The following is a 21,205-nucleotide window of genomic DNA, read 5'->3' on the forward strand; positions in this document are numbered from 1 at the left end:
CCCACCGGTTCTTAGGACGGGTTATTAATAGCAGTAAAGCTTTAAACTTCCAGGTTAATTATTTATCAATAATGATTTTTGAACTAGCAAAAAAAAGGAAGCCGAAGCTTCCTTTCATCAATGGCTTACTTCTTTAATAAGAAGTTCACGAGCTCGAAGTACTCATCAAGAGAGTTGATACCTTGAGCTTCTACTAGGTAGCGGTTGTTAACCACAACAGCGGGTACACCTGAAAGGCCGCTGTCTTTGAATGCTTTGTCGAAGCGACGAACCATAGAATCTACAGCAAAGCCGTTATACGCAGCATCGAATTTCTTCGCATCAACGCCTTCGTCTAGGAAGATTTGACGCAGTTCTTCTTCATCACGTGGTGGCTTGTTCATTGTGTGGATGCGGTTAAACATCACTGGCACCATTTTATCTTCAACTTTCAGTGCAATCATTGTCGCGTAAGCTTTGCTCATTGGCAGACCCATGTTGCCACCCATGAATGAAACATGGTTCTTCTGTAGCTTAGCGTCTTTAGGTAGCTGTTGTTTTAGCTGCTGGATGATTGGCTCAAAGCTATTACAGTGTGGGCAGTAAAAAGAGAAGAACTCTGTCACCATTGGTTTTTTTGATGCTTCTAGGTCGAGAACTTTGTAGTGTTCACCTTCGTTAAATTTCGCAGCGTGAGCGGTAAGGCTCAACATGATCAATGAGAAAAATGCGAATAGCTTTTTCATTTATCCAATCTCCATTATGTTTGAATTTTTATCTAGTTGTATGTTGCGATTGCTGTTACCACTGAGGCATTAACGAAAGTGGTGGCTCTTGCAGGGTAGCAATTTGCTCTTTACAAGCAAGTACTTGTTGCTCCCAATATTTCGGATCATTAAACCACGGGAAGGCCAGAGGAAACGCAGGATCGTGCCATCGTTTCGCCAACCATGCCATGTAATGCACCATACGTAGACCGCGTAGTGGTTCGATTAGTTTCAGTTGTGCGGTATTAAAATCGCAAAACTCTTGGTAACTCTCTAGCAAAATATCCAGTTGCATCAGCTTATCTTGGCGCTCGCCATTGAGCAGCATCCACAGATCTTGTATCGCAGGGCCGTTACGTGCGTCATCAAGATCGACGAACATTGGCCCATCGCGCCACAAAATATTGCCAGGGTGGCAGTCACCGTGCAGGCGGATATTCTCAATGTTGCTCGGCCACTGGCTCTCTAGCTCTTTGATCAGAAGGTCAACGTCATTGAAGAAGGCATTTTCTAGGTGCGTCGGGATAAACTGAGAGTTCTCTAGAATCTTACGTGGCTGATAAAGGTATTCATCTAAGCTGATGGTCGGGCGATGCTGGAATGTTCTTCCCGCGCTGGCTTTATGAATACGACCAAGAAAGCGTCCTACGCCTTCCAATTGATCTAGATTGTCAACTTCATACTGTCTGCCGCCAACACTTTCAAATAGTGCAAATAGGTAGCCTTGGTATTCATGTAAGGTTGCACCGTTGATTCGCATTGGAGGCGCAACCGGCATCTCTTGCTCGATAAGCTCGAGTGCGAAGTCATGCTCTTCTTGGATCTGTGCCTTGTTCCAGCGTTGCGGACGATAAAACTTAACGACGTAGCGCTTACGGTCTTCATCGGTGAATTGATACACCCGGTTTTCGTAGCTGTTGAGAGCGAGAAGCCCGGATTCAGCACGAACTCCAATGCTCTCCAGTGCGTACCACATGAAGTCAGGAGTCAGGTTATCAAAGTTAAAGGCTTGCATCGTCATAGAATAAAAAAGGCTCATTACTGAGCCTTTTTCCATTTATTGGGTTGTTATACCAAGCACTAAGGTGCGGGTATCAGAGCTTCTTGATAAAGCGGCTTTCGACTTCCATCGTAAACTCTTCATTATCCGAGAGTATAAACTGAATTGTCGAAACTGGTGAGCTCAGTTTTTCTGGGTCGGCGCCTAAACTGATAGGTAGGTTCAAAACCTCGCCTGGATCGACAGTAATCGTCTGTTTACCATACCAGATAGAATCGGGCAGTCCGCTAACACCGAGTTTGTACTCTTGCTCTTGTTGAGTCTTGTTGATCACTTTCAAGGTGTAGGTGTTTTCAACCAACCCTTGGTTATTGACTCTAAACAGTTGGTTTCGGTCACGCAGAACACTTAGGCCGGCAGGATCAACGCTCGCGATTTGGGCGAAGAACAAGCCCAGCATCACGATCAAGATAGCGCCATAGCCCAACAGCTTGGGACGCATTACCTTGGTCGAGTGACCTTCAAGTCTGTGCTCGGTGGTGTAATTGATCAGGCCTTTCTCATAGCCCATACGCTCCATCGTGTTGTCACAGGCATCAATACACGCGCCGCAGTTAATACACTCGTATTGCAGGCCGTCACGGATATCGATACCCGTAGGGCACACTTGTACACACAGATTACAGTCAATACAGTCGCCTAGACCAAGCTCTTTTGGATCGGCTTTACGAGAGCGAGGGCCACGGCTTTCACCACGTTCTGTGTTGTAACCAACGATGAAGGTGTCTTTATCGAACATTGCCGACTGGAAACGCGCGTAAGGACACATGTGCAGACAAACAATTGAACGCATCCAACCCGCATTGGCATAAGTACATCCAGCAAAGAACAGTACCCAAAACACCGGCCAGAAAGACGAGTTAAAGGTAAAGAAGCCAACCACTAACTCTTTGATTGGGATGAAGTAACCAACAAAGGTTAAGCCCGTCGCAATGGCAATCGCCCACCACGCAATGTGTTTGAGGGTTTTTCTGAGGATTAAATTGCTCGTCAGTTTGCCCGAGTCTTGTTTTCTTCGCTTATTGGCAGCGCCTTCTAGCTTCTCTTCGAACCAGATATACATGAAGGTCCAGACGGTTTGTGGGCATAAATAGCCACACCAGACACGGCCTAAGAAGGTGGTTATGAAAAACAGGCCAAACGCGGCAATCATAAATAGGATCGCGAGTAGGGTCAGATCTTGCGGGTATAAGGTGGTGCCAAAGAAGTTGAACTGTTGGCTGCCGATATCGAGCAAGATCGCTTGACGTTCACCAAAGGGAATCCATGGGATAAGCGCAAAAAGTAAAAGTAAGAACCAACCGCCATAGCGACGCAGTTGTTGGAATTTACCTTTGCTTTCTCGAACATAGATTCGGTTACTTGGGTTAAATCGATCTCCATTACCTTTATGTGTTTTCGGGTTAAAGGTTTTAGGAGTCACATCTTTGATATCGATTTTATCCTGACTCATGGACTATCCTTTTTGTGGCTTGTTTGCCCGGTTAAGTCGGGCATGACGACATTACTTGAAAGTATGGTTTAGAGAACCTGTTGAAATTGAGCTTGGTGCATTTGTTGTTATCGCACTCACTCTTATTATTTTAGAAGATTCTTATGGATGGCGATTATAGCGACAATCTTGTTCTCATTTCTTTAACGCTATCAACCTTTAACAACAAAAGTCATAACAGTTGTGACGAAAAAATAGCGAACAGAAACAAAAAAGCGACCTGGTGGTCGCTTTTTAAAATTGAGTGTCTTATCTATACGGCAATTGAGCTCTAAACTAACGGGCGACTAAAGAAGGCCACGTGCTTTTAGAATTGCGGTTTTGAAATCATCTTCTTGGTCTTTTTTCAGGCCCGGGATCATCTCATCTTTTTCGCTGTTGCGCATTTTTAGGTGATAGATAAGAACATCGTCAGTCAGTTCTTCAAGCTTGCCTTGGTAGCCCGCTTCTTTTGATAGCTTAATGATGAACTCTAATAGGTTAAGCTCTTGATCTTTCTGCCACTCAGGCTCCATCAGTTCAAGCAGTTCTTCAATGCGGTGACACTTCATACTTTATTTCTCCACAAATTTTATAATGATTTGTGGCTAAGGTATCAAATCGGGTAGGGAATACCAATGTGTAAACACATTTCAAGATGGGAGCGGGCAAGAAAAAAGCGCAGTAAAAACTGCGCTTTTTGTTAAGCGGCTTTAATCACTTTCGTTGTAGTCGGTGCTAATAAAGCAGTCTTCTCAACTAGAGTCATTGTAGGAGCCAATTTCTTAGCCGTTGGAGCAGCAACAAAGCCACTACGACGACGCATCGCACTACGGTTGGTGTGCGAGAACCTGACAGCTGTTGGGCGCATTAATTTACCTAACGGTCAGGCATATCCATTGCCAATCTAATGGCCTGATTTACCATGAGCTCCACCTCAATTGCTTGAAGCGTCACTCGTCTGGCTTTCGCCAATCCGAAGAATAAATCAGGATAATGATATGCATGCATATCAAGGCTTAGATTATCACTATCTAAGTTATCGATCGACGCCTGAGTGATAAATAGACGATATTAGAGCTAAAATAGTGTGAGCAGTATATTTGAGTTTGAACCTCTTTCAGGCTTAAGATGATGCTTTAAAGGAGGTGCATATGTCGTTCTTAAAGAAAACGTTAGCAAGTTTTGGAATTGGATCTGCCAAGGTGGATTCTGTATTGCAACAGGAAGTGCTTTATCCAGGCAAGAAGGCGAGCATTATTGTGCATGTCTATGGTGGCGCTCAGCCACAAGAGATCGACAATATCGATCTCAACTTGTGCTGTCGTTACGTCAAAGAAATTACTATGAATTCGCAAAGGCAAGAGGGCGGTCAAACACGTCGAATGCACCAGACATACTCGTTGGCCAAATGGAGCCTGCCGTATGCCTTTGTTATTCAGCCGGGTGAAACCCGTGATTTTGAATGTGAGTTTGATGTCCCGCTGAACACACCTGTCACGATTGGTGATTCAAAGGTGTGGCTAGAAACCGGGCTCGATATTGCGATGGCGATTGATCCATCGGATAAGGATATTTTAACGGTTCGCCCAGATGCACTTCTTGATGGTATTTTTAATGAACTAGAAGCTCAAGGTTTACGCATTCGCCAAGTTGAGTGCGAAGCAGTAGAGGGCTTTGAACTGCCATTTGTTCAAGAGTTTGAGTTTGTCCCTACCACTGGTCCATATCATGGCCGCTGGCGTGAACTGGAAGTGGTTGCTCATCGTGATGAAACCGAGCTTAAGTTGTGGTTTGAGATAGACCGTAATCGCGATGGTGCAAAAGGCATGTTGGCGAGCTTGTTAGGCATTGGCCAACTGCAGCGTCAATTGAGTGTGCCATTGGATACGTCACCACAAGATGCGGGCAAGATGGTACTTGAGTATCTAGACAACGCATCTTAGTTAGCTCTTTGGTTCTGTAGCTTTAGAGACCTTAGCTTCATCACACCGTTTAGGCGTTATTAATGTCATAAAAGATGTCATAAAAATTTAAGCTTACACGTGTAAGCTTAATGTGCAATACTAGGCAAATCGAACATTTACTCTAGTAGGATAATCATGTCTGCATCATCGGCGAGCGAATACAGTGACATCGAAGAACGCGCCAATGCGATAACCCATGGCTTGGGTGTTGTGCTTGGCGTGGTTGGTTTAATCCTGCTGCTGATTCGTGCGTTTGACCATCAAGCCGACATACTGACTATTGCGAGTATGGCGGCATATGGCAGCAGTATTATCCTACTCTTTCTCGCTTCCACGCTTTATCACTCGATCACCACAGAAAAGACCAAGCGATTACTGAAAACTCTCGATCACTGTGCGATCTACTTATTGATCGCTGGCAGTTACACGCCATTTTTATTGGTGAGTTTAAGAACACCATTGGCGATGGGTTTGATGGCAGTGATTTGGGGTATCGCGCTAGTCGGAATCATTATGAAGATTGCCTTCGTCTACCGATTTAAGCGTTTGTCATTGGTGACTTACTTGGCGATGGGTTGGTTATCGCTGATTGTGGTTTATCAACTGGCGATGAATATCGAGATGGGTGGTTTGGTGCTACTAGCACTCGGTGGCGTGATTTACTCGTTGGGTGTGATTTTCTATGTGGCAAAACGCATCCCTTACAATCATGCCATCTGGCATTTGTTTGTGTTGGCGGGCTGCGCTTGCCATTTCTTCGCTATCTATCTGTACGTGACTCCGGTTTAACGAGTCAGCACCTCAGTAATCTCAGCTTTAATCTGATATTCAGGGTGTTGTTCTAGGTCGAGCTTGATGAGCTTGCCTTCTTCACCCGTCTTTGGTCGTAGGTATGTGTCGGCCATTCGTTTGATTGATTTCCACACAGCAACTTCTTCTTCTGCCAACAACTCACCTTCTGCAGTAAATACGCTGATGTTAAGTGATACCAAAATGACCGCTTGAGTGCCTTGGTTAGTGATGGCTGTCGGAATGATAAGCTCACCGTCTTCATAGCGACTTGCACCCAGTACAACATCCACTCCTGACTGAGACAGCTGTAAGCTTGGCTTTTTACTATTAACCACAATCGTAGTGCCACGCGTGTTCGTTGCGACAGGTACGGCTACGACAGGCACTGCAGTCTCTGATGTTGTCGTTGCTGCTTCCGTTTGCTTTGGTGCCACGTATTGCCAAGTAAAATCATCTTTGAGTAACACTTGCTTGCCATCAGGCAAGGTGACCATTTGATCAGCAAAGGCAGAACTTACGAATACTGAGTTTGCGAGCAATGCGCTAGCGAGAAGTACGTATGATTTCATCTGTGTTTCCTTGATTTTGTGCTTGGTTAACGTCGCCAAAAGGCTGGGAAAAATAGAACAATGAGCGTCAATATCTCGAGTCGCCCCATCAGCATTCCTAAGCTTAGCAACCATTTAGCGGCGTCGGGCAGTGGAGCAAAGTTCCCGGTTGGACCGATAACGCTGCCCATACCAGGACCAACGTTGGCAACGGCTGTGATAGCGCCAGATATACTGGTCACGGGATCAAGCCCCATCGCGCTCAAGCCACCTGCAATTAAGATAATCGTAATAAAGAACATCAAACCAAATGCGACTAGTGAACGCACAATATCGTCATTCACCGGTCGCTGATTGTAGCGTTGAACAAACACGCCCGACGGGTGAATCAGTTTCATCATCTGCTTATGAAGCATGGTCATCGCGATCTGGAAGCGGAAGATCTTGATACCACCAGAGGTTGAACCTGAGCACGCGCCCGCCATCATTAAAAAGGCAAACAGCGTGGTAGGCAAAGCGCCCCACGCGGTGAAATCTTCTAAGCCAAAACCGGTTGTGGTTACGACTGACACAATATTGAACATCGAAACACGCATCGCATCCATGACCGTGTAGCCATCTCTAACCACCAACCATGTCGATATCACGGCACTGGTGACTAAGAATAGATAGGTGAAGCCTCTCACTTGCGCGTCTTTGTAGAGGATTGAGAGTTTTCTGCCACGCAGTGCGCTAACGAACAGTAGGAACGGCAGACCACCAAGGAACATGAACAGGGTTCCCACCCAGTGAGCACTGTTAGAGAAGTGGTTCATCGAGCCATCTGATGTTGAGTAACCACCCGTAGACAGTGTTGTGAAGGCATGATTGATCGCGTCAAAGATGCCCATGCCTGCAAAGAGATAGCTAATGATGCACAAGCCAGTCAGAACCAGATAAACCGCCACGATGTTCTTCGCGACCGTTTTTGCTCGTGGGCTGCTTTTATCTGACCAGTCGGATGATTCGGTTTGGAACAGGCGCATACCACCGACGTTGAGCATTGGCAGAACCGCTACCGCCATAACGATGAAGCCGATGCCACCTAACCATTGCAATATAGAACGCCACAACAGAATGCTTGGTGCCATGCTGTCTAAGCCGCTTAATACGGTTGAGCCTGTTGTGGTGATACCAGACATGGTTTCAAAATAGGCGTCAGTGAAGCTGATGTGGTTGATGAAGACAAACGGCAGTGCAGCAAAGGCACTGGCTATCGTCCATACCAGAGAGGTGATCAGGAACATGTCCCGCACCCCAAGTCGGAACTTAGCGGAGCGCCCTAAGCTCAAGCAGATGAACGCCACAATGTGCGTGATCACTACCGATTGACCAAACTCGAGGAAGCCACCGGTGCCTGTGAAAAAGGCAACCAATGTGGGGATGTACATGAAAAGGGCGAGTTTTGATAACACTAACCCTATCACTAATAATATCGGACGAAAGTTGACCATAGCTTAATAGACCATAGCTTTAATTGATTACAGCTTTGTGCCGGAGCGTCGTTCTCACAAGAAGAAGGTTGCGAGAAGATACTTACGAGAACAAGGCTATAAGAAGAACGGGCTCGGTTGGAATAGAGACTCAACATCAGGTACGTATTTCTTGTCCACTAGGAACATCACTACGTGGTCATCTTGTTCGATTACGGTTCTATCGTGCGCGATGAGTACTTCTTCTCCGCGAACAATCGCACCAATAGTGGTGCCCGGTGGTAGCTTGATGTCGCCAATCGCTCGGCCAACCACTTTCGATGTGGTTTCGTCACCGTGAGCAATGGCTTCGATCGCCTCTGCAGCGCCGCGACGTAGAGATGATACGTTAACAATATCAGCACGACGAACGTGAGTAAGCAGCGCAGAAATGGTCGCTTGCTGTGGAGAGATAGCAATATCAATCACGCCACCCTGAACAAGGTCTACGTAAGCACCACGCTGAATCAGTACCATTACCTTCTTGGCACCCATTCGCTTCGCCAGCATTGCTGACATGATGTTGGTTTCATCTTCATTGGTTAGGGCAATGAACACGTCCACTTGATCGATGTTCTCTTCGGTTAGCAGCTCTTGGTCTGCCGCATCGCCACAGAAGACGATGGTGTTTTCTAATTCTTCAGACAGCTTTTCGGCACGAGTGTAGCTGCGCTCGATAAGCTTGATGCTGTAGCTCTGCTCAAGGCGTTTTGCCAAGCTTGCACCAATGTTACCACCACCGACAATCATGATGCGGCGGTACGGTTTCTCTAGGCGTTGTAGCTCACTCATTACTGAGCGGATATGGTTACTCGCTGCCACAAAGAAAACCTCATCATCGGCTTCAATGATGGTGGTGCCTTGTGGGCGAATAGGGCGACCTTGACGGAAAATAGCGGCAACACGGGTATCAATGTGCGGCATGTGCTCACGCAAAGCAGACAGTGCGTTACCCACCAGTGGACCACCGTAGTAGGCTTTTACTGCTACTAGGCTAACCTTCTGTTCAGCAAAGCTCACAACCTGCAGTGCGCCTGGGTATTGAATCAGGCGCTCGATGTAGCTGGTCACTAGTTCTTCGGGTGCGATCAGGTGATCGACTGGGATGGCACCTGATTTGAATAGCGCTTCTTTCTCTTCTAGGTATTGAGGAGAACGAATACGAGCAATTCGGTTCGGCGTATTGAAAAGAGAGAAAGCAACCTGACACGCAGCCATGTTGGTTTCATCCATGTTAGTTACGGCAACCAACATGTCGGCATCTTGCGCACCCGCTTCACGTAGTGTGTTTGGGTGGCTGGCATAACCGTTTACAACCCTAAGGTCGTACTTATCCTGAAGTTCACGAAGTCGGTCAGCATTACGGTCGACAATGGTGATGTCGTTGTTTTCACCAACCAGGTTTTCAGCAAGGGTACCGCCAACTTGTCCAGCACCTAGGATAATGATCTTCATAGCCTTTCTCTTTTCTTTACCGTGGTAATTCTAGTTATCTAACTTTGTTTTGATAATGCACTAGAAAGAAACAGCGGCTAAGAAATAAATTCTTAGCCGCTGTTAGTTGTTATGCCTGTTTTACTAGAACTGCGTAGTAGAAGCCATCCATATCTTCTTCTCCAGGTAGTATTTGACGACCCGGATTTTCGATATCAGACCCAACCAGCGTTGCGTTTTCAGTACGTGCTAGGAATGCTTTCACTTGCAGCACGTTTTCTTGCGGCGTGATAGAACATGTCGCATAAACCATGGTGCCGCCTTCTTTCAGCTGACGCCACATTGCATCCATAATTTCGCTTTGCAGTTCAGCCAGCGCATCAATGTCAGATGCACGACGTAGCCACTTGATGTCAGGGTGACGGCGAATTACGCCAGTCGCTGAACAAGGTGCATCAAGTAGGATACGGTCGAACTTATCGCCCATCCACCACTCTTCAGGGTAGCGAGCATCACCACAAATTACGTCGGCACGCAGTTGTAGGCGCTCAAGGTTATCGTAAACACGGTCTAGACGTTTGATGTCGCAGTCAATCGCAACCACTTCAGTATCTTGAGTGTGCTCAAGAATGTGTGCCGTTTTACCACCTGGTGCAGCACAACAATCTAAGATCAGCTCACCATCTTTTGGTGTTAGGTAATCAACCGAAAGCTGAGCGGCAGCATCTTGCACTGATACCCAACCCCTGTCGAAGCCAGGAAGCAAAGTAACATCACAAGGTACAGCTAATTTTATGGCATCAGCTGCTTCTGGGTGCAATGTGTATTCAATGTTTTCGTTTTTAAGCAGTTCTACATACTCGTCACGAGTGTGGTGTTGGCGGTTAACGCGCAGCCACATTGGTGCCTTGCTGTTGTTTGCTTCAACCAGTTGCTCCCATTGATCTGGGTAGCTCTCTTGAAGCATTTTTAGAATCCAGCTTGGGTGGCCGTATTTGCCTGCATTGTGGCTAACGGCTTTCTCGTCTAGTTCTTCTTGGTCACGTAGGTAGCTACGTAACACAGCGTTGATCAAACCACTCAGGCTTGGACCGCGCAGTGTCTTAGTACCCTCAACCGTTTCAGCAACCGCGGCATGCGAAGGGATACGCATGAAGCTTAGTTGGTAAATGCCCACCAAGATTAGGTGGTGGAATACACGCTTTTTACCTTTAAGCGGGTTTTCCATCAGTTCGTTAGCGATTGACTCTAAACGAGGCAGATAACGAAGTGCGCCGTAGCAAATCTCTTGCAGTAGAGCATGGTCTCGCGGACGGATCGTTTTTTGAGCCGCAGGGAGAGCGTGTGAAAGAGAGTGGCCTTTATCGACAACTTGGAATAGGACATTTGCAGCAGCAGCGCGAACATTCATGAGGGGTACCGAATATTTATTTGAATACATGAGGACATCTCTGCCCTCGTAAAGGTTTTCTAAGCTGTGTAATTAACAGCTTTAAAAGCGGATTAAGAAAGTTGAGTACCAACTTCAAACCAGCTTGCACGTGAGTTCAAGATATCCTGAACTGACATGGCTTTCTTACCTGGAACTTGTAGCTGTTCAAGAACAAGTACGCCTTGTCCTGTCGCTACGTAGATACCAGTTTTATCCGCTTGCAGAATTGTACCTGAAGGCTTATCAGAAGTTTGCTCTGCCACACGGCTTTGCCATACTTTGATGCTGTTCTCAGCAGCTTCAAAGTGGCTCATTGGCCATGGGTTGAAGGCACGAACGCAGCGTTCAATATGCGCAGCTTCATCACTCCAGTTGATACGCGCTTCTTCTTTGCTTAGCTTCTTCGCGTAGTTCGCAAGCTCATCGTCTTGCTTTTCTGCAACTGCTTTGCCAGAAGCGATGTCCGCTAGACATTCAACAAGCGCGTCAGGGCCAAGGCCCGCTAACTTCTCGTACATTGATGCGCTAGTATCTGTCGCTTCGATAGGCAGCGTTGCGATGCTTAGCATGTCGCCAGTATCTAGGCCGATATCCATCTGCATGATCGTCACGCCTGTCTCTTTATCACCTGCCCAAATAGAGCGTTGAATCGGAGCAGCACCACGCCAGCGCGGTAGGATAGAGCCATGTACGTTGATACAACCTAAGCGAGGCGTATCTAATACAACCTGCGGAAGCAATAAGCCGTAAGCGACAACAACCATGATGTCAGCGTTCAATTCAGCTAGCTCTTGCTTAGCCTCATCTGACTTGAAGTTTTCTGGTTGGTAAACCGGAATATTGTTTTCAAGTGCGATGTTTTTTACTGGGCTCGCAGTGAGTTTTTTACCGCGGCCTGCTGGGCGATCTGGCTGTGTGTAAACAGCAACAACTTCATGCTCCGAAGACAACAACGCCGCCAAGTGACGGGCGGCGAAATCCGGAGTACCTGCAAAGACAATTCTTAAAGACTGACTCAAGGTAGGCTTCCTTCTAATTTAGTAATAGCAGCGGTTATTAACCTTGTTTCTCGTTGAAACGTTTAATCTTCGCTAGCTTATCTTGGATACGTTTACGCTTTAGTGGCGATAGGTAATCAACAAACAACTTGCCTTCTAGGTGGTCAAGTTCGTGCTGAACACAGATAGCCAGAAGGTCGTCAGCGTCGAATGTGAATTCGTTGCCGTCACGGTCTAGTGCTTTAACCGTTACTTCTGCAGCGCGAGGTACTAGAGCTCGAGCGCCTGGTACAGATAGGCAGCCTTCTTCGATTCCATCTTCGCCGCGCTTCTCAGTAATTTCAGGGTTGATAAGCACCATTGGCTCATCACGTGTTTCTGAAATATCGATAACAACGATGCGTTGATGGAAATCTACTTGCGTTGCCGCAAGGCCGATACCTTCTTCGTCGTACATGGTTTCAATCATGTCATCAACGAACTTTTGAATCTCTGGGGTAACTTCTTTTACCGGTTTCGCCACGGTACGTAGACGATCATCTGGTAATGTTAATACTTGTAATACAGACATATACACTCGAAATATTGAACTGTGCCGAAACAGCTTAAACCTTGTTGGCTCAATTCTAGACATTTTAGAGGTCAAATGACAGCATCCTGAAGGTAATTCTCAAATCAGATGTCATATATTCAGACCAAGGAACCTAGGTCATGCGTCATTTTTCTCCCATTTTTTCTCTTGTTTGTGCCTCGCTTTCGTTCGCCGCTACGGCTGAAAATAGCGCTCAACCTTTAACCATTAAGCAGGGCGCACCTGAGGCGTATGTGGTGGTAAAGGGCGATACCTTATGGGATATATCTGCGATGTATCTTGATAGCCCGTGGTTGTGGCCAAGGTTATGGCAGGTAAACCCTGAGATAGAAAATCCTCACCTTATTTATCCCGGAGACAAACTGTCGTTGGTTTGGATTAATGGTGAACCTGTCTTGAGCCTCAAGCCTGTTATCAAACTCAGCCCTAAGATTCGTGTTTCTGAGAAGAAAGCAGTACCTACCGTCAACGAGGGACTGGTTCTACCTTATTTACAGTCTGATCGCTTGGTAGAGCAGCAAGATATCGAATCGGCACAACGAGTATTAGGAACCAGTGATGGTAAACGTTTCTTATCGGGTGCAGACCGGTTGTTTATCTCAGGTAACCAACAACATCAAAAGTGGGGTATCTACCGCGCAGTTGAAACCTACCAACGGCAGCAACCCCAAGCGAGTATTACCTCTTTGCGACTGGTCGCCACTGCGCGCTTAAAAGAGGTGGATGCTGAGTTCAGCAGCTTGCAGATAGACACTCAGCTGCAAGAGGTATTGCTGAACGACCTTGTGCTACCAGAACTTGGTGTTGATCAGGTGAAGCTCTCTACCACGTTTTATCCTGCACCTAGTGCGGCGGGTCAATTTGCTAATATCTTGGGCTCATTAGATGGCAGCCAATACAGCGCGAAGAATCAGGTGGTAGTGATCAACAAAGGTTCACAGGATAACCTTCGCCAAGGTTCTATGTTTACCCTCAGCGAAAGCGGTGCGGTGGTGTTTGGTAAGCAAGGTGAATACAGTTATAAAGAGTCTGCGGCGAGCGATAAGGTGCAATTGCCAAGTACCTCGCTGGGTAGCTTGATGGTCATTCGTCCTTATGAGTATTTTAGCCTCGCGTTGATCACTCAGAGCTCTAAGCCTGTTAGCAAGGGCATTCTGGCAGTATCGCCTTTGGATCTTGCTTTGACAGAAGAGGTTAAGGGCACCGAGTGAATGAGCAACAACTGAGTGCTTGGCTAACTCTAAGTTTTGTTCCTCAATTGGGTGGCAAACGCCTTTCTCGCCTGCTGAGTATCGATTCCCCTTCGAACATTGTTGGCTACTCAAGCCAGCAGCTGCAAGTGATGGGTTTATCAGGCAAACAAATTTCTTATCTAAGAGAGCAAGCCCCAAGAGAAGTGGAGGCTTGCTTATCATGGCAAGCAAAACAGCCTAACCATCACATCATTACCCCTAATTGCCCCCATTATCCCAAACTGCTTAATGAGATTGCCTCTGCGCCCAGTGTTCTTTTCGTTAAAGGTCACGTTGAAAAACTGATCGAGCCTCAAATCGCGATGGTCGGCAGCCGCAATGCCAGTATTGAAGGACTGCAGACCGCCAAGTCCTTCGCCAAAGAGTTTGTCCAAAACGGTTTAATTGTCACCAGTGGCTTAGCTTTAGGTATCGATGGCTATGCTCATGATGGTGCTCTAGATAAAAGAGGGGAAACTTTTGCAGTGTTGGGGTCTGGCTTGGACTCCATTTATCCTGCCCGCCACCGAAATCTAGCTGAGAGGATCTGTGAGAACGGAGCGCTGATTTCAGAGTTTCGACCGAGTGCTAAACCAAGACCTGAACATTTCCCCCGTCGTAACCGTATTATAAGTGGCTTGTCGTTAGGAACCTTGGTGGTGGAAGCGGCTGAGAAGAGTGGCTCTTTAATTACCGCTCGCTATGCCATGGAGCAAGGTCGAGATGTGTTTGCGCTGCCCGGTTCTATTCATAGCCCAACCAGTCGCGGAGGTAACAGTCTCATCAAAGCTGGAGCATGTTTAGTGCAAAATGCTCAAGATGTTCTGATTGAAATAAAGAGTCTGTTAAACTGGTCTATAGATCAGCAGCCGAGCTTATTCGAACCTACGCCGAATGAGGGTGAAAATGAACAATTGCCATTTCCACAGCTGTTAGCTAACGTAGGATTAGAGGCGACACCCGTTGATATTTTGGCACAGAGAACCCATATACCTGTGCATGAAGTCATGATGCAGCTTTTAGAGCTTGAGCTCTCAGGGCATGTTGTTGCAGTTTCCGGTGGCTATATTCGAAAGGGGAGAGGCTAAGCTATGATGATGGACATACTGATGTACTTGTTTGAAACCTACATCCATAGCGATTCTGAATTGCAGGTGGATCAAGACGAACTTGAAGATGAACTTCTTCGAGCGGGGTTTCACCAAGATGATATTTATAAGGCTCTCCATTGGTTAGAAGACCTTGCTGCACTGCAAGATACCGATAACCAAGCGGCGATTACTATGTGCTCTAATACCTCGATGCGTGTTTACACAAGTAAAGAGATATCACGTATTAATATGGAGTGTCGTGGTTTCTTGTTGTTCCTTGAGCAGATCAACGTCCTCACGACAGAGATTCGTGAAATGGTGATTGATCGTGTCATGGGGTTAGAGACCAATGAATTTGAGTTGGATGATCTGAAGTGGATTATCTTAATGGTACTGTTCAATGTACCGGGTAATGAAAGTGCTTACACGCAAATGGAAGAGCTGTTGTACACCAAAGAGCAAGGTATCTTGCATTAATACAGGCTTATCATGAGTAGTAAGATTGATAATCAGCTTTTTTCAGCACATGAACATGCGTTAGAGCATGAACCATGTCCACAGTGTGGTGGGGAGCTTCAGCTTCGCCATGGTAAGCACGGCCCATTTTTAGGCTGTAAGCAGTATCCGAGCTGTGATTACATCAAGCCTCTTCATCAAAATGATGGTCATGTGGTGAAAGAGCTGGGCGTTCCGTGTCCTAAATGCCAAAACGAATTGGTATTAAGGCAAGGTCGCTTTGGGATGTTCATTGGCTGTAGCAGTTATCCAGAGTGTAATCACATCGAATCTTTGGACCAACCGAAAGAACAACCTGAAGAGCAGCCACTTGTTGCCTGCCCTGAGTGTGGTCGAGGCCACTTGGTTGAGCGTAAATCTCGCTATGGCAAAACCTTCTATGCGTGTGATAACTACCCTAAGTGTAAGTTCGCCGTTAATCAGCCACCTGTTATAGGTCGTTGTGAACAGTGCCAGTTCCCGTTGTTACTTGAGAAGAAAACAGCCAGTGGTACCAAGAAGCAATGCGCTGATCGCAAGTGTCACCACATTCAATCTCAATAACTCGATATTATAGACACAAAAAAACGGCGCTCACTGAGCGCCGTTTTTGTATCCAATAAACTTTTTATATCAATAAGCCAATGTAGGCTTACTTCATCTGCTCAGCAAACTCATGCACAGCAGGGTAGGCTTGCTTATCAAGAATCTCAGCCAATGAGCACAAAGCTCTTTGTAATTCTGCGTTGTAGTCAGCGCTCACGTTAATGTGACCCATCTTGCGACCTGCACGCTTTTCTTTGCCATACCAATGAACATGACAACCACCTTGAGCAAGAATAGCCTCAGGAAGAGTATCTTCGCCAAGAATGTTGATCATTGCGGTTGGACGAATCAGTTTAGTGCTACCTAGTGGCATGCCACACACTGCACGTAGGTGGTTTTCAAACTGACAAGTCTCTGCGCCTTGTTGCGTCCAGTGGCCCGAGTTATGAACACGTGGTGCAATCTCATTAACAAGCAGTGAACCTTGAACATCAAAGAACTCAAGTGCTAGCACGCCAACGTAATCTAAACGCTCAGCAATGGCAGTGAACATGGCTTTAGCTTGCTCTTGCAGTCCAATGTCATCAATCGCTGTCGATAAGCTCAACACGCCGTCGGTGTGAACATTCTCAGCCAGTGGATACACTTGAACCTCGCCATTGGTATCACGAGCACCAACCAGTGATACTTCGCGGTCAAACGGAACAAACTCTTCAGCCACAATCGCTTGGTTGTCGGTCGCGGTAATGCACTCAGCCATTTCTGCCCAAGTCGCGTCAACATTGTCTAATGTCTTTAAGCGCCATTGGCCCTTGCCGTCGTAGCCGCCAAGTGTGCTCTTCAACACCATTGGTAAGCCAACGTGAGCAATTGCAGCGTCAAAGTCTTCGCGAGAGTTAACCACGTAGTACTTAGCATTCTTCACGTTCGCTTCGTCTAACAGGGCTTTTTCAAGACGACGGTCACCGCCAGCTTTGATTGCTTCTGTTGTCGGTAAGAACTTACCGCTGCGCTCACACACCTCAAGTACATCGTGAGGAATATGTTCGAATTCAGCAGTAATGACGTCCGCACGCTCAATCGCATTTTCTAAGCCGTTACCTAGAATCGCTTGCGTTAATGGGTGAACAATATTTTTGCTGCCAACATCAAAAGCAGAAATTTCAATATTCAGCGGTGCCCCAGCTAGGGACATCATGCGAGCAAGTTGGCCCGCGCCTAACACAAGAACATGCATGGAAATTAGTCCTCTGCAGGGTTTGGATTAGCCAAAACCGTTTCTGTTTGCTCAGAACGGAATGCTTCTACTTTTGCCATTACTTCTTCATTGTGTGTACCAATGATTTGAGCCGCTAGGATGCCTGCATTGGCAGCGCCAGCTTCACCGATAGCCAAAGTACCTACCGCGATACCTTTTGGCATCTGCACGATAGAAAGCAGAGAGTCCATGCCTTTCAGTGCTTTAGACTGAACTGGAACACCCAGAACTGGTACGCTTGTGAAAGCAGCAGCCATGCCCGGAAGGTGCGCTGCACCGCCAGCACCAGCAATAATTACTTTAATACCGCGCTCTTTCGCACTGGTTGCGTAGTCTGCAAGCAACTGAGGTGTGCGGTGAGCAGAAACCACTTTTGTTTCGTACGCCACGCCAAACTGATCCAACATTTCTGCAGCTAGCTTCATTGTTGGCCAATCAGATTTAGAACCCATGATAATACCGACAGTCATCTCAAACTCCTTCAGGTACGATTTAATTAGTGATTAGATATTTTGCGCGCATTATACGGGTAAAATTACTTAAGGAAAACGTTTGCGTCAGTCTAAGTTGTTAATTGATACATTTTATAAACAAATAGCTTTAGTCACAGTGAATGATAATTTGTACACTTAGCGAGTTCGATAACTGACTTAATGAGGCAACCCGTGGATAACTTTCAACATACATTGCAGGCATTACAACAAGGTGAAGTCATTGCTTACCCGACCGAAGGCGTTTTTGGGGTTGGTTGTGATCCTGATAATCCACATGCCATCAAGAAATTACTCGAGTTAAAACAGCGTCCAGTTGAAAAGGGCTTGATCTTGATTGCTGCAAGTTACGAGCAGCTGCTTCCTTATATTGATGAAAGCCAGTTGACGGAAGAACAGTTGGTAACAGTGAAAGCGACATGGCCAGGTCCGGTCACTTGGATTATGCCAACCAGCAGCAAAGTTACTGACTGGGTCAGCGGCCAGTTTGATTCCATCGCGGTACGAGTGACGGATCACCCTTTGGTTCAAAGAATGTGTAATGAGTTCGGCAAGCCGTTAACCTCTACCAGTGCCAACCTGACTGGCGAGCCGCCTTGTATGACGACTGAAGATGTTCAACAGCAACTGGGTCAACACTTAGTCGCGATTCTAGAAGGCCAAACGGGTGGCCGTGAGAAGCCAAGCGAAATTAGAGATGCAAAAACGTCGAAAATATTAAGACAGGGTTAAACCCTGCAAAGGAAGTAAGATGTCAGCAATTGATAAAGAAGCAGTAAAGCAGTTTTTACTGAGCCTACAAGATTCGATTTGCCAGCAGCTTGAGCAAGCTGATGGTGTAGCGTTGTTTGAAGAAGATGCATGGGAGCGAGAACCTGGCGATCGTCTAGGTGGCGGTGGTCGTACTCGCGTGATGACCAATGGTGCTTTATTTGAACAGGGTGGAGTTAACTTCTCTCACGTCGCTGGTAAAGCAATGCCTGCCTCTGCAACCGCTCACCGTCCTGAGTTAGCCGGACGTAAGTTTGAGGCGATGGGGGTTTCATTAGTTATCCACCCTAAAAACCCATATATCCCAACCTCACACGCGAACGTTCGATTCTTCATTGCGGAAAAAGAAGGGGAAGACCCGATTTGGTGGTTTGGTGGTGGTTTTGACTTAACGCCATTTTATCCTGTCGATGAAGATTGCCAATCTTGGCATCAAACTGCTAAAGATCTTTGTGCGCCGTTTGGTGATGATGTTTATCAAGAACACAAAGAGTGGTGTGATAAGTACTTCTATCTTCCTCACCGAGACGAAACACGTGGTGTTGGTGGTCTGTTCTTTGATGACTTAAATGAGTGGGGTTTCGATAAGAGCTTTGCTTATATGCAGGCTGTCGGTGAAGGTTTTGCTGCGGCGTACTTACCTATTGTCGAGCGTCGCAAAGATACACCTTATGGCGAACGTGAGCGTGACTTCCAACTATACCGTCGTGGCCGCTATGTTGAATTCAACCTAGTTTACGACCGTGGTACCTTATTTGGCCTGCAAAGCGGTGGGCGCACAGAGTCTATATTGATGTCGATGCCGCCGTTGGCTCGTTGGGAATATCGCTATGAACCGCAAGCGGGCTCACCAGAAGCTCTGCTTTATAGTGACTACCTCAAACCTCGAGTTTGGTAGTTCTTCCTTCCTTATAGGGATAGTGATAGGGTCATCTATATAGATGACCCTTTTTATTATTTCTGTTAGGTAAGGATATGACACAGCAAGTAGATCGTTATGCCGTTTTCGGTAATCCTATTGGGCAAAGCAAATCGCCATTCATTCACACATTATTTGCTCGCCAAACCAGCCAACAACTTACCTATACAGCATTACAGCCAGAGCACGGTCAATTTATCACTGCTGCCAAAACCTTTTTCAGCGAAGGTGGTCGAGGGTGCAATGTCACAGCGCCTTTTAAAGAAGATGCCTATCAGTTAGCCAATCGCCTAACTGAGAGAGCTGAACTAGCTGGTGCCGTAAATACCCTTAAGAAGTTAGATGATGGAGAGATCATTGGTGATAACACCGATGGTGAGGGCTTAGTTCAAGACCTGCTTCAACATCAAGTCACGCTAAAAGGAGCACGTGTTCTTCTTCTTGGCGCTGGTGGTGCTGCGAGAGGAGTGATTCAACCTCTTCTCGACCAAAAGCCACAACAGCTGGTGGTCGCTAATCGAACCAGCTCCAAGGCTGAACTTCTGGCTGAGATGTTTTCGTCGCATGGCAACATCAAGGGGATGGGGCTAAGTGATGTTAATGAAGGCTTTGATGTCATTATTAACTCTACCTCATCTGGTCTAAGCGGGCAGCTTCCTGAAGTGTCTGAGGTGATTTTCAATTCTACTAGCGCCGTTTATGACATGGTTTATGGATCTGGAACGACGGTATTCAATCAATGGGCATTAGATAATGGTGTTCATGCTGCTTATGATGGTTTGGGTATGCTAGTGGGGCAGGCAGCAGAAAGCTTTATGCTTTGGCGTGGTCTTCGTCCGGGAACAAAACAGATTTTAAGAGAATTACGTAAAAATCTAGAGATGTAATGGGGTGTTTATAAAAAATGAATCAATCAATTCTATTTCCTGATATCCAAGATTGGGATGAAGAGAGCCGAACAATCACGTTCCCAGCACAACAGTCGGGCGCATTGATTGAATGTGTCATGTCTATTGAGGAATTATCACGATTGGCAGGTAAAGATATAGAAGAAGGCGATCAAGCTTTAGTTATCTTTTCAGAGTTACGTTTCGATATTGAAGAGCTAGCGGAAGAGTTAATAGAAGAAGAGGAGTATGACTCCTCTAATCGGATTCAGATCAAAGCGCTTTAGACTGAAATTACAGAGTCTAGATAGTCATTTTTATTCTGAACGTAGTTGTCTGCAGACTTCTGTAGAAAGGCACGCTCTTTATCATTTAATGGGCGAGCTTGTTTTACTGGGCTTCCTACATAGAGGTAACCGCTTTCAAGTACCTTGTTTGGTGGCACTAAGCTACCAGCACCAATCATCACTTCTTTTTGGATAATCACGCCATCCAACACGATCGCTCCCATACCAACAAGTACACGATCCTCAATAGTGCAGCCATGCAGCATTACTTTATGCCCGATAGTGACATCATTACCTATTAAGAGAGGATAACCGTCAGGGTTTTCAGCATTCTTATGGGTGACGTGCAAGACACTACCATCTTGGATATTCGTTCTCTCTCCAATATGAATGTGGTTCACATCCCCTCGAGCTGCAACCAAAGGCCACACGCTAGAGTCGTTACCGATTTTGATATCACCAACCAGTACTGAACTGGTATCTATATAGACACCTTGCCCAATCTGAGGGGATATTCCTTTATAACTGCGTATTGAACTCATAAATCCTCCTTTATATAGGCACCTTAAGCCCTTAATTAAGAGGAATACTAGTGAAAATGGGGTGTTTTGAACAAAAAACGCTCGAACAATCAAAAAAGTAAGAAAAACTTCAAAAAGGGCTTGCCAGTGTGATCG

The 21,205-nt window shown here is 46.3% G+C and carries 24 protein-coding genes; 10 read left to right on the forward strand and 14 right to left on the reverse strand.

Annotated elements, in window-relative coordinates:
- Window positions 1-125 precede the first annotated feature (125 nt).
- The 5 genes from LMH68_RS08090 to LMH68_RS08110 all read right to left on the reverse strand — a co-directional run bounded on the left by LMH68_RS08090 (window position 126) and on the right by LMH68_RS08110 (window position 4,148).
- Window positions 126-725, reverse strand: coding sequence for a thiol:disulfide interchange protein DsbA/DsbL (locus LMH68_RS08090; protein WP_017063015.1), 600 nt, complete (start codon window positions 723-725; stop codon window positions 126-128).
- Between the two features lie 55 nt (window positions 726-780).
- Window positions 781-1,767: a serine/threonine protein kinase gene (locus LMH68_RS08095; RefSeq protein ID WP_017058781.1), complete on the reverse strand. Its 987-nt coding sequence runs from the start codon at window positions 1,765-1,767 to the stop codon at window positions 781-783.
- Window positions 1,768-1,840: 73 nt separating this feature from the next.
- Window positions 1,841-3,259, reverse strand: coding sequence for a cytochrome c oxidase accessory protein CcoG (gene ccoG, locus LMH68_RS08100; RefSeq protein ID WP_017058780.1), 1,419 nt, complete (start codon window positions 3,257-3,259; stop codon window positions 1,841-1,843).
- Between the two features lie 326 nt (window positions 3,260-3,585).
- Window positions 3,586-3,849, reverse strand: coding sequence for a YihD family protein (locus LMH68_RS08105; protein WP_009848104.1), 264 nt, complete (start codon window positions 3,847-3,849; stop codon window positions 3,586-3,588).
- Window positions 3,850-3,980: 131 nt separating this feature from the next.
- Window positions 3,981-4,148: a hypothetical protein gene (locus LMH68_RS08110; RefSeq protein WP_004739323.1), complete on the reverse strand. Its 168-nt coding sequence runs from the start codon at window positions 4,146-4,148 to the stop codon at window positions 3,981-3,983.
- A gap of 283 nt (window positions 4,149-4,431) precedes the next feature.
- On the opposite strand from LMH68_RS08110, the gene LMH68_RS08115 reads away from it, so the two are divergent.
- Window positions 4,432-5,223, forward strand: a complete 792-nt coding sequence (locus tag LMH68_RS08115; RefSeq protein ID WP_017058778.1) for a sporulation protein — start codon at window positions 4,432-4,434, stop codon at window positions 5,221-5,223.
- Window positions 5,224-5,379: 156 nt separating this feature from the next.
- The gene (gene trhA / locus LMH68_RS08120) at window positions 5,380-6,033 is read left to right on the forward strand and encodes a PAQR family membrane homeostasis protein TrhA (protein ID WP_229648150.1); all 654 of its coding nucleotides are present in this window, start codon (window positions 5,380-5,382) and stop codon (window positions 6,031-6,033) included.
- Here trhA and LMH68_RS08125 read toward each other — a convergent pair.
- The 6 genes from LMH68_RS08125 to def form a co-directional block, all read right to left on the reverse strand.
- Window positions 6,030-6,605, reverse strand: coding sequence for a DUF3157 family protein (locus LMH68_RS08125; protein ID WP_136982685.1), 576 nt, complete (start codon window positions 6,603-6,605; stop codon window positions 6,030-6,032). The genes trhA and LMH68_RS08125 overlap by 4 nt on opposite strands.
- A gap of 26 nt (window positions 6,606-6,631) precedes the next feature.
- Window positions 6,632-8,077, reverse strand: coding sequence for a TrkH family potassium uptake protein (locus tag LMH68_RS08130; protein ID WP_017077319.1), 1,446 nt, complete (start codon window positions 8,075-8,077; stop codon window positions 6,632-6,634).
- 96 nt (window positions 8,078-8,173) lie between these two features.
- The gene (trkA, locus tag LMH68_RS08135) at window positions 8,174-9,550 is read right to left on the reverse strand and encodes a Trk system potassium transporter TrkA (protein WP_004735766.1); all 1,377 of its coding nucleotides are present in this window, start codon (window positions 9,548-9,550) and stop codon (window positions 8,174-8,176) included.
- A gap of 109 nt (window positions 9,551-9,659) precedes the next feature.
- Entirely contained in the window at window positions 9,660-10,940 is a 1,281-nt protein-coding gene (gene rsmB / locus LMH68_RS08140; protein WP_017067183.1) for a 16S rRNA (cytosine(967)-C(5))-methyltransferase RsmB, read from the reverse strand.
- A 92-nt stretch (window positions 10,941-11,032) separates the two neighbouring features.
- The gene (fmt, locus tag LMH68_RS08145; RefSeq protein ID WP_017063006.1) at window positions 11,033-11,980 is read right to left on the reverse strand and encodes a methionyl-tRNA formyltransferase; all 948 of its coding nucleotides are present in this window, start codon (window positions 11,978-11,980) and stop codon (window positions 11,033-11,035) included.
- A 37-nt stretch (window positions 11,981-12,017) separates the two neighbouring features.
- The gene (def, locus tag LMH68_RS08150; protein ID WP_017058772.1) at window positions 12,018-12,530 is read right to left on the reverse strand and encodes a peptide deformylase; all 513 of its coding nucleotides are present in this window, start codon (window positions 12,528-12,530) and stop codon (window positions 12,018-12,020) included.
- Between the two features lie 140 nt (window positions 12,531-12,670).
- On the opposite strand from def, the gene LMH68_RS08155 reads away from it, so the two are divergent.
- Genes LMH68_RS08155 through LMH68_RS08170 form a run of 4 tightly spaced genes read left to right on the forward strand, consistent with a single transcriptional unit; the run spans window position 12,671 to window position 15,933 of the window.
- Window positions 12,671-13,762 carry a LysM peptidoglycan-binding domain-containing protein gene (locus LMH68_RS08155; RefSeq protein ID WP_229648151.1) on the forward strand — a complete coding sequence of 364 codons (1,092 nt, stop codon included), beginning with the start codon at window positions 12,671-12,673 and terminating at the stop codon, window positions 13,760-13,762.
- A complete protein-coding gene (gene dprA, locus LMH68_RS08160; protein WP_229648152.1) occupies window positions 13,759-14,871 on the forward strand; it encodes a DNA-processing protein DprA in 1,113 nt (370 codons plus the stop codon). The genes LMH68_RS08155 and dprA overlap by 4 nt, the downstream gene beginning before the upstream one ends.
- Window positions 14,872-14,874: 3 nt before the next feature.
- Window positions 14,875-15,351, forward strand: a complete 477-nt coding sequence (locus LMH68_RS08165; RefSeq protein WP_029235095.1) for a DUF494 family protein — start codon at window positions 14,875-14,877, stop codon at window positions 15,349-15,351.
- Window positions 15,352-15,363: 12 nt separating this feature from the next.
- Window positions 15,364-15,933: a type I DNA topoisomerase gene (locus LMH68_RS08170; protein ID WP_017063003.1), complete on the forward strand. Its 570-nt coding sequence runs from the start codon at window positions 15,364-15,366 to the stop codon at window positions 15,931-15,933.
- Window positions 15,934-16,021: 88 nt separating this feature from the next.
- Here the strand turns inward: LMH68_RS08170 and LMH68_RS08175 are convergent, their stop codons facing one another.
- Both LMH68_RS08175 and purE read right to left on the reverse strand, forming a co-directional pair.
- On the reverse strand, window positions 16,022-17,152 hold the full coding sequence (locus LMH68_RS08175) for a 5-(carboxyamino)imidazole ribonucleotide synthase (protein WP_229648153.1): 1,131 nt from the start codon (window positions 17,150-17,152) through the stop codon (window positions 16,022-16,024).
- Window positions 17,153-17,157: 5 nt separating this feature from the next.
- On the reverse strand, window positions 17,158-17,643 hold the full coding sequence (gene purE / locus LMH68_RS08180) for a 5-(carboxyamino)imidazole ribonucleotide mutase (RefSeq protein ID WP_004735777.1): 486 nt from the start codon (window positions 17,641-17,643) through the stop codon (window positions 17,158-17,160).
- A gap of 195 nt (window positions 17,644-17,838) precedes the next feature.
- Between purE and LMH68_RS08185 the strand changes: the two genes are divergently transcribed.
- The 4 genes from LMH68_RS08185 (at window position 17,839) to LMH68_RS08200 (ending at window position 20,528) form a co-directional block, all read left to right on the forward strand.
- Window positions 17,839-18,396 (forward strand): L-threonylcarbamoyladenylate synthase, encoded by a 558-nt coding sequence (locus LMH68_RS08185; protein ID WP_229648154.1) that lies wholly within the window; start codon window positions 17,839-17,841, stop codon window positions 18,394-18,396.
- Window positions 18,397-18,415: 19 nt separating this feature from the next.
- Entirely contained in the window at window positions 18,416-19,333 is a 918-nt protein-coding gene (gene hemF / locus LMH68_RS08190) for an oxygen-dependent coproporphyrinogen oxidase (RefSeq protein ID WP_017069580.1), read from the forward strand.
- Between the two features lie 77 nt (window positions 19,334-19,410).
- Entirely contained in the window at window positions 19,411-20,241 is an 831-nt protein-coding gene (gene aroE, locus LMH68_RS08195) for a shikimate dehydrogenase (RefSeq protein ID WP_017067739.1), read from the forward strand.
- A 17-nt stretch (window positions 20,242-20,258) separates the two neighbouring features.
- A complete protein-coding gene (locus LMH68_RS08200; protein WP_017058764.1) occupies window positions 20,259-20,528 on the forward strand; it encodes a DUF1488 domain-containing protein in 270 nt (89 codons plus the stop codon).
- Here the strand turns inward: LMH68_RS08200 and LMH68_RS08205 are convergent.
- Complete coding sequence (locus LMH68_RS08205; protein WP_017058763.1) at window positions 20,525-21,070, reverse strand: gamma carbonic anhydrase family protein; 546 nt, start codon at window positions 21,068-21,070, stop codon at window positions 20,525-20,527. The genes LMH68_RS08200 and LMH68_RS08205 overlap by 4 nt on opposite strands.
- Window positions 21,071-21,205 lie beyond the last annotated feature (135 nt).

The organism is Vibrio sp. F13 (genome assembly GCF_020806305.2).
Classification (GTDB): domain Bacteria; phylum Pseudomonadota; class Gammaproteobacteria; order Enterobacterales; family Vibrionaceae; genus Vibrio; species Vibrio crassostreae_C.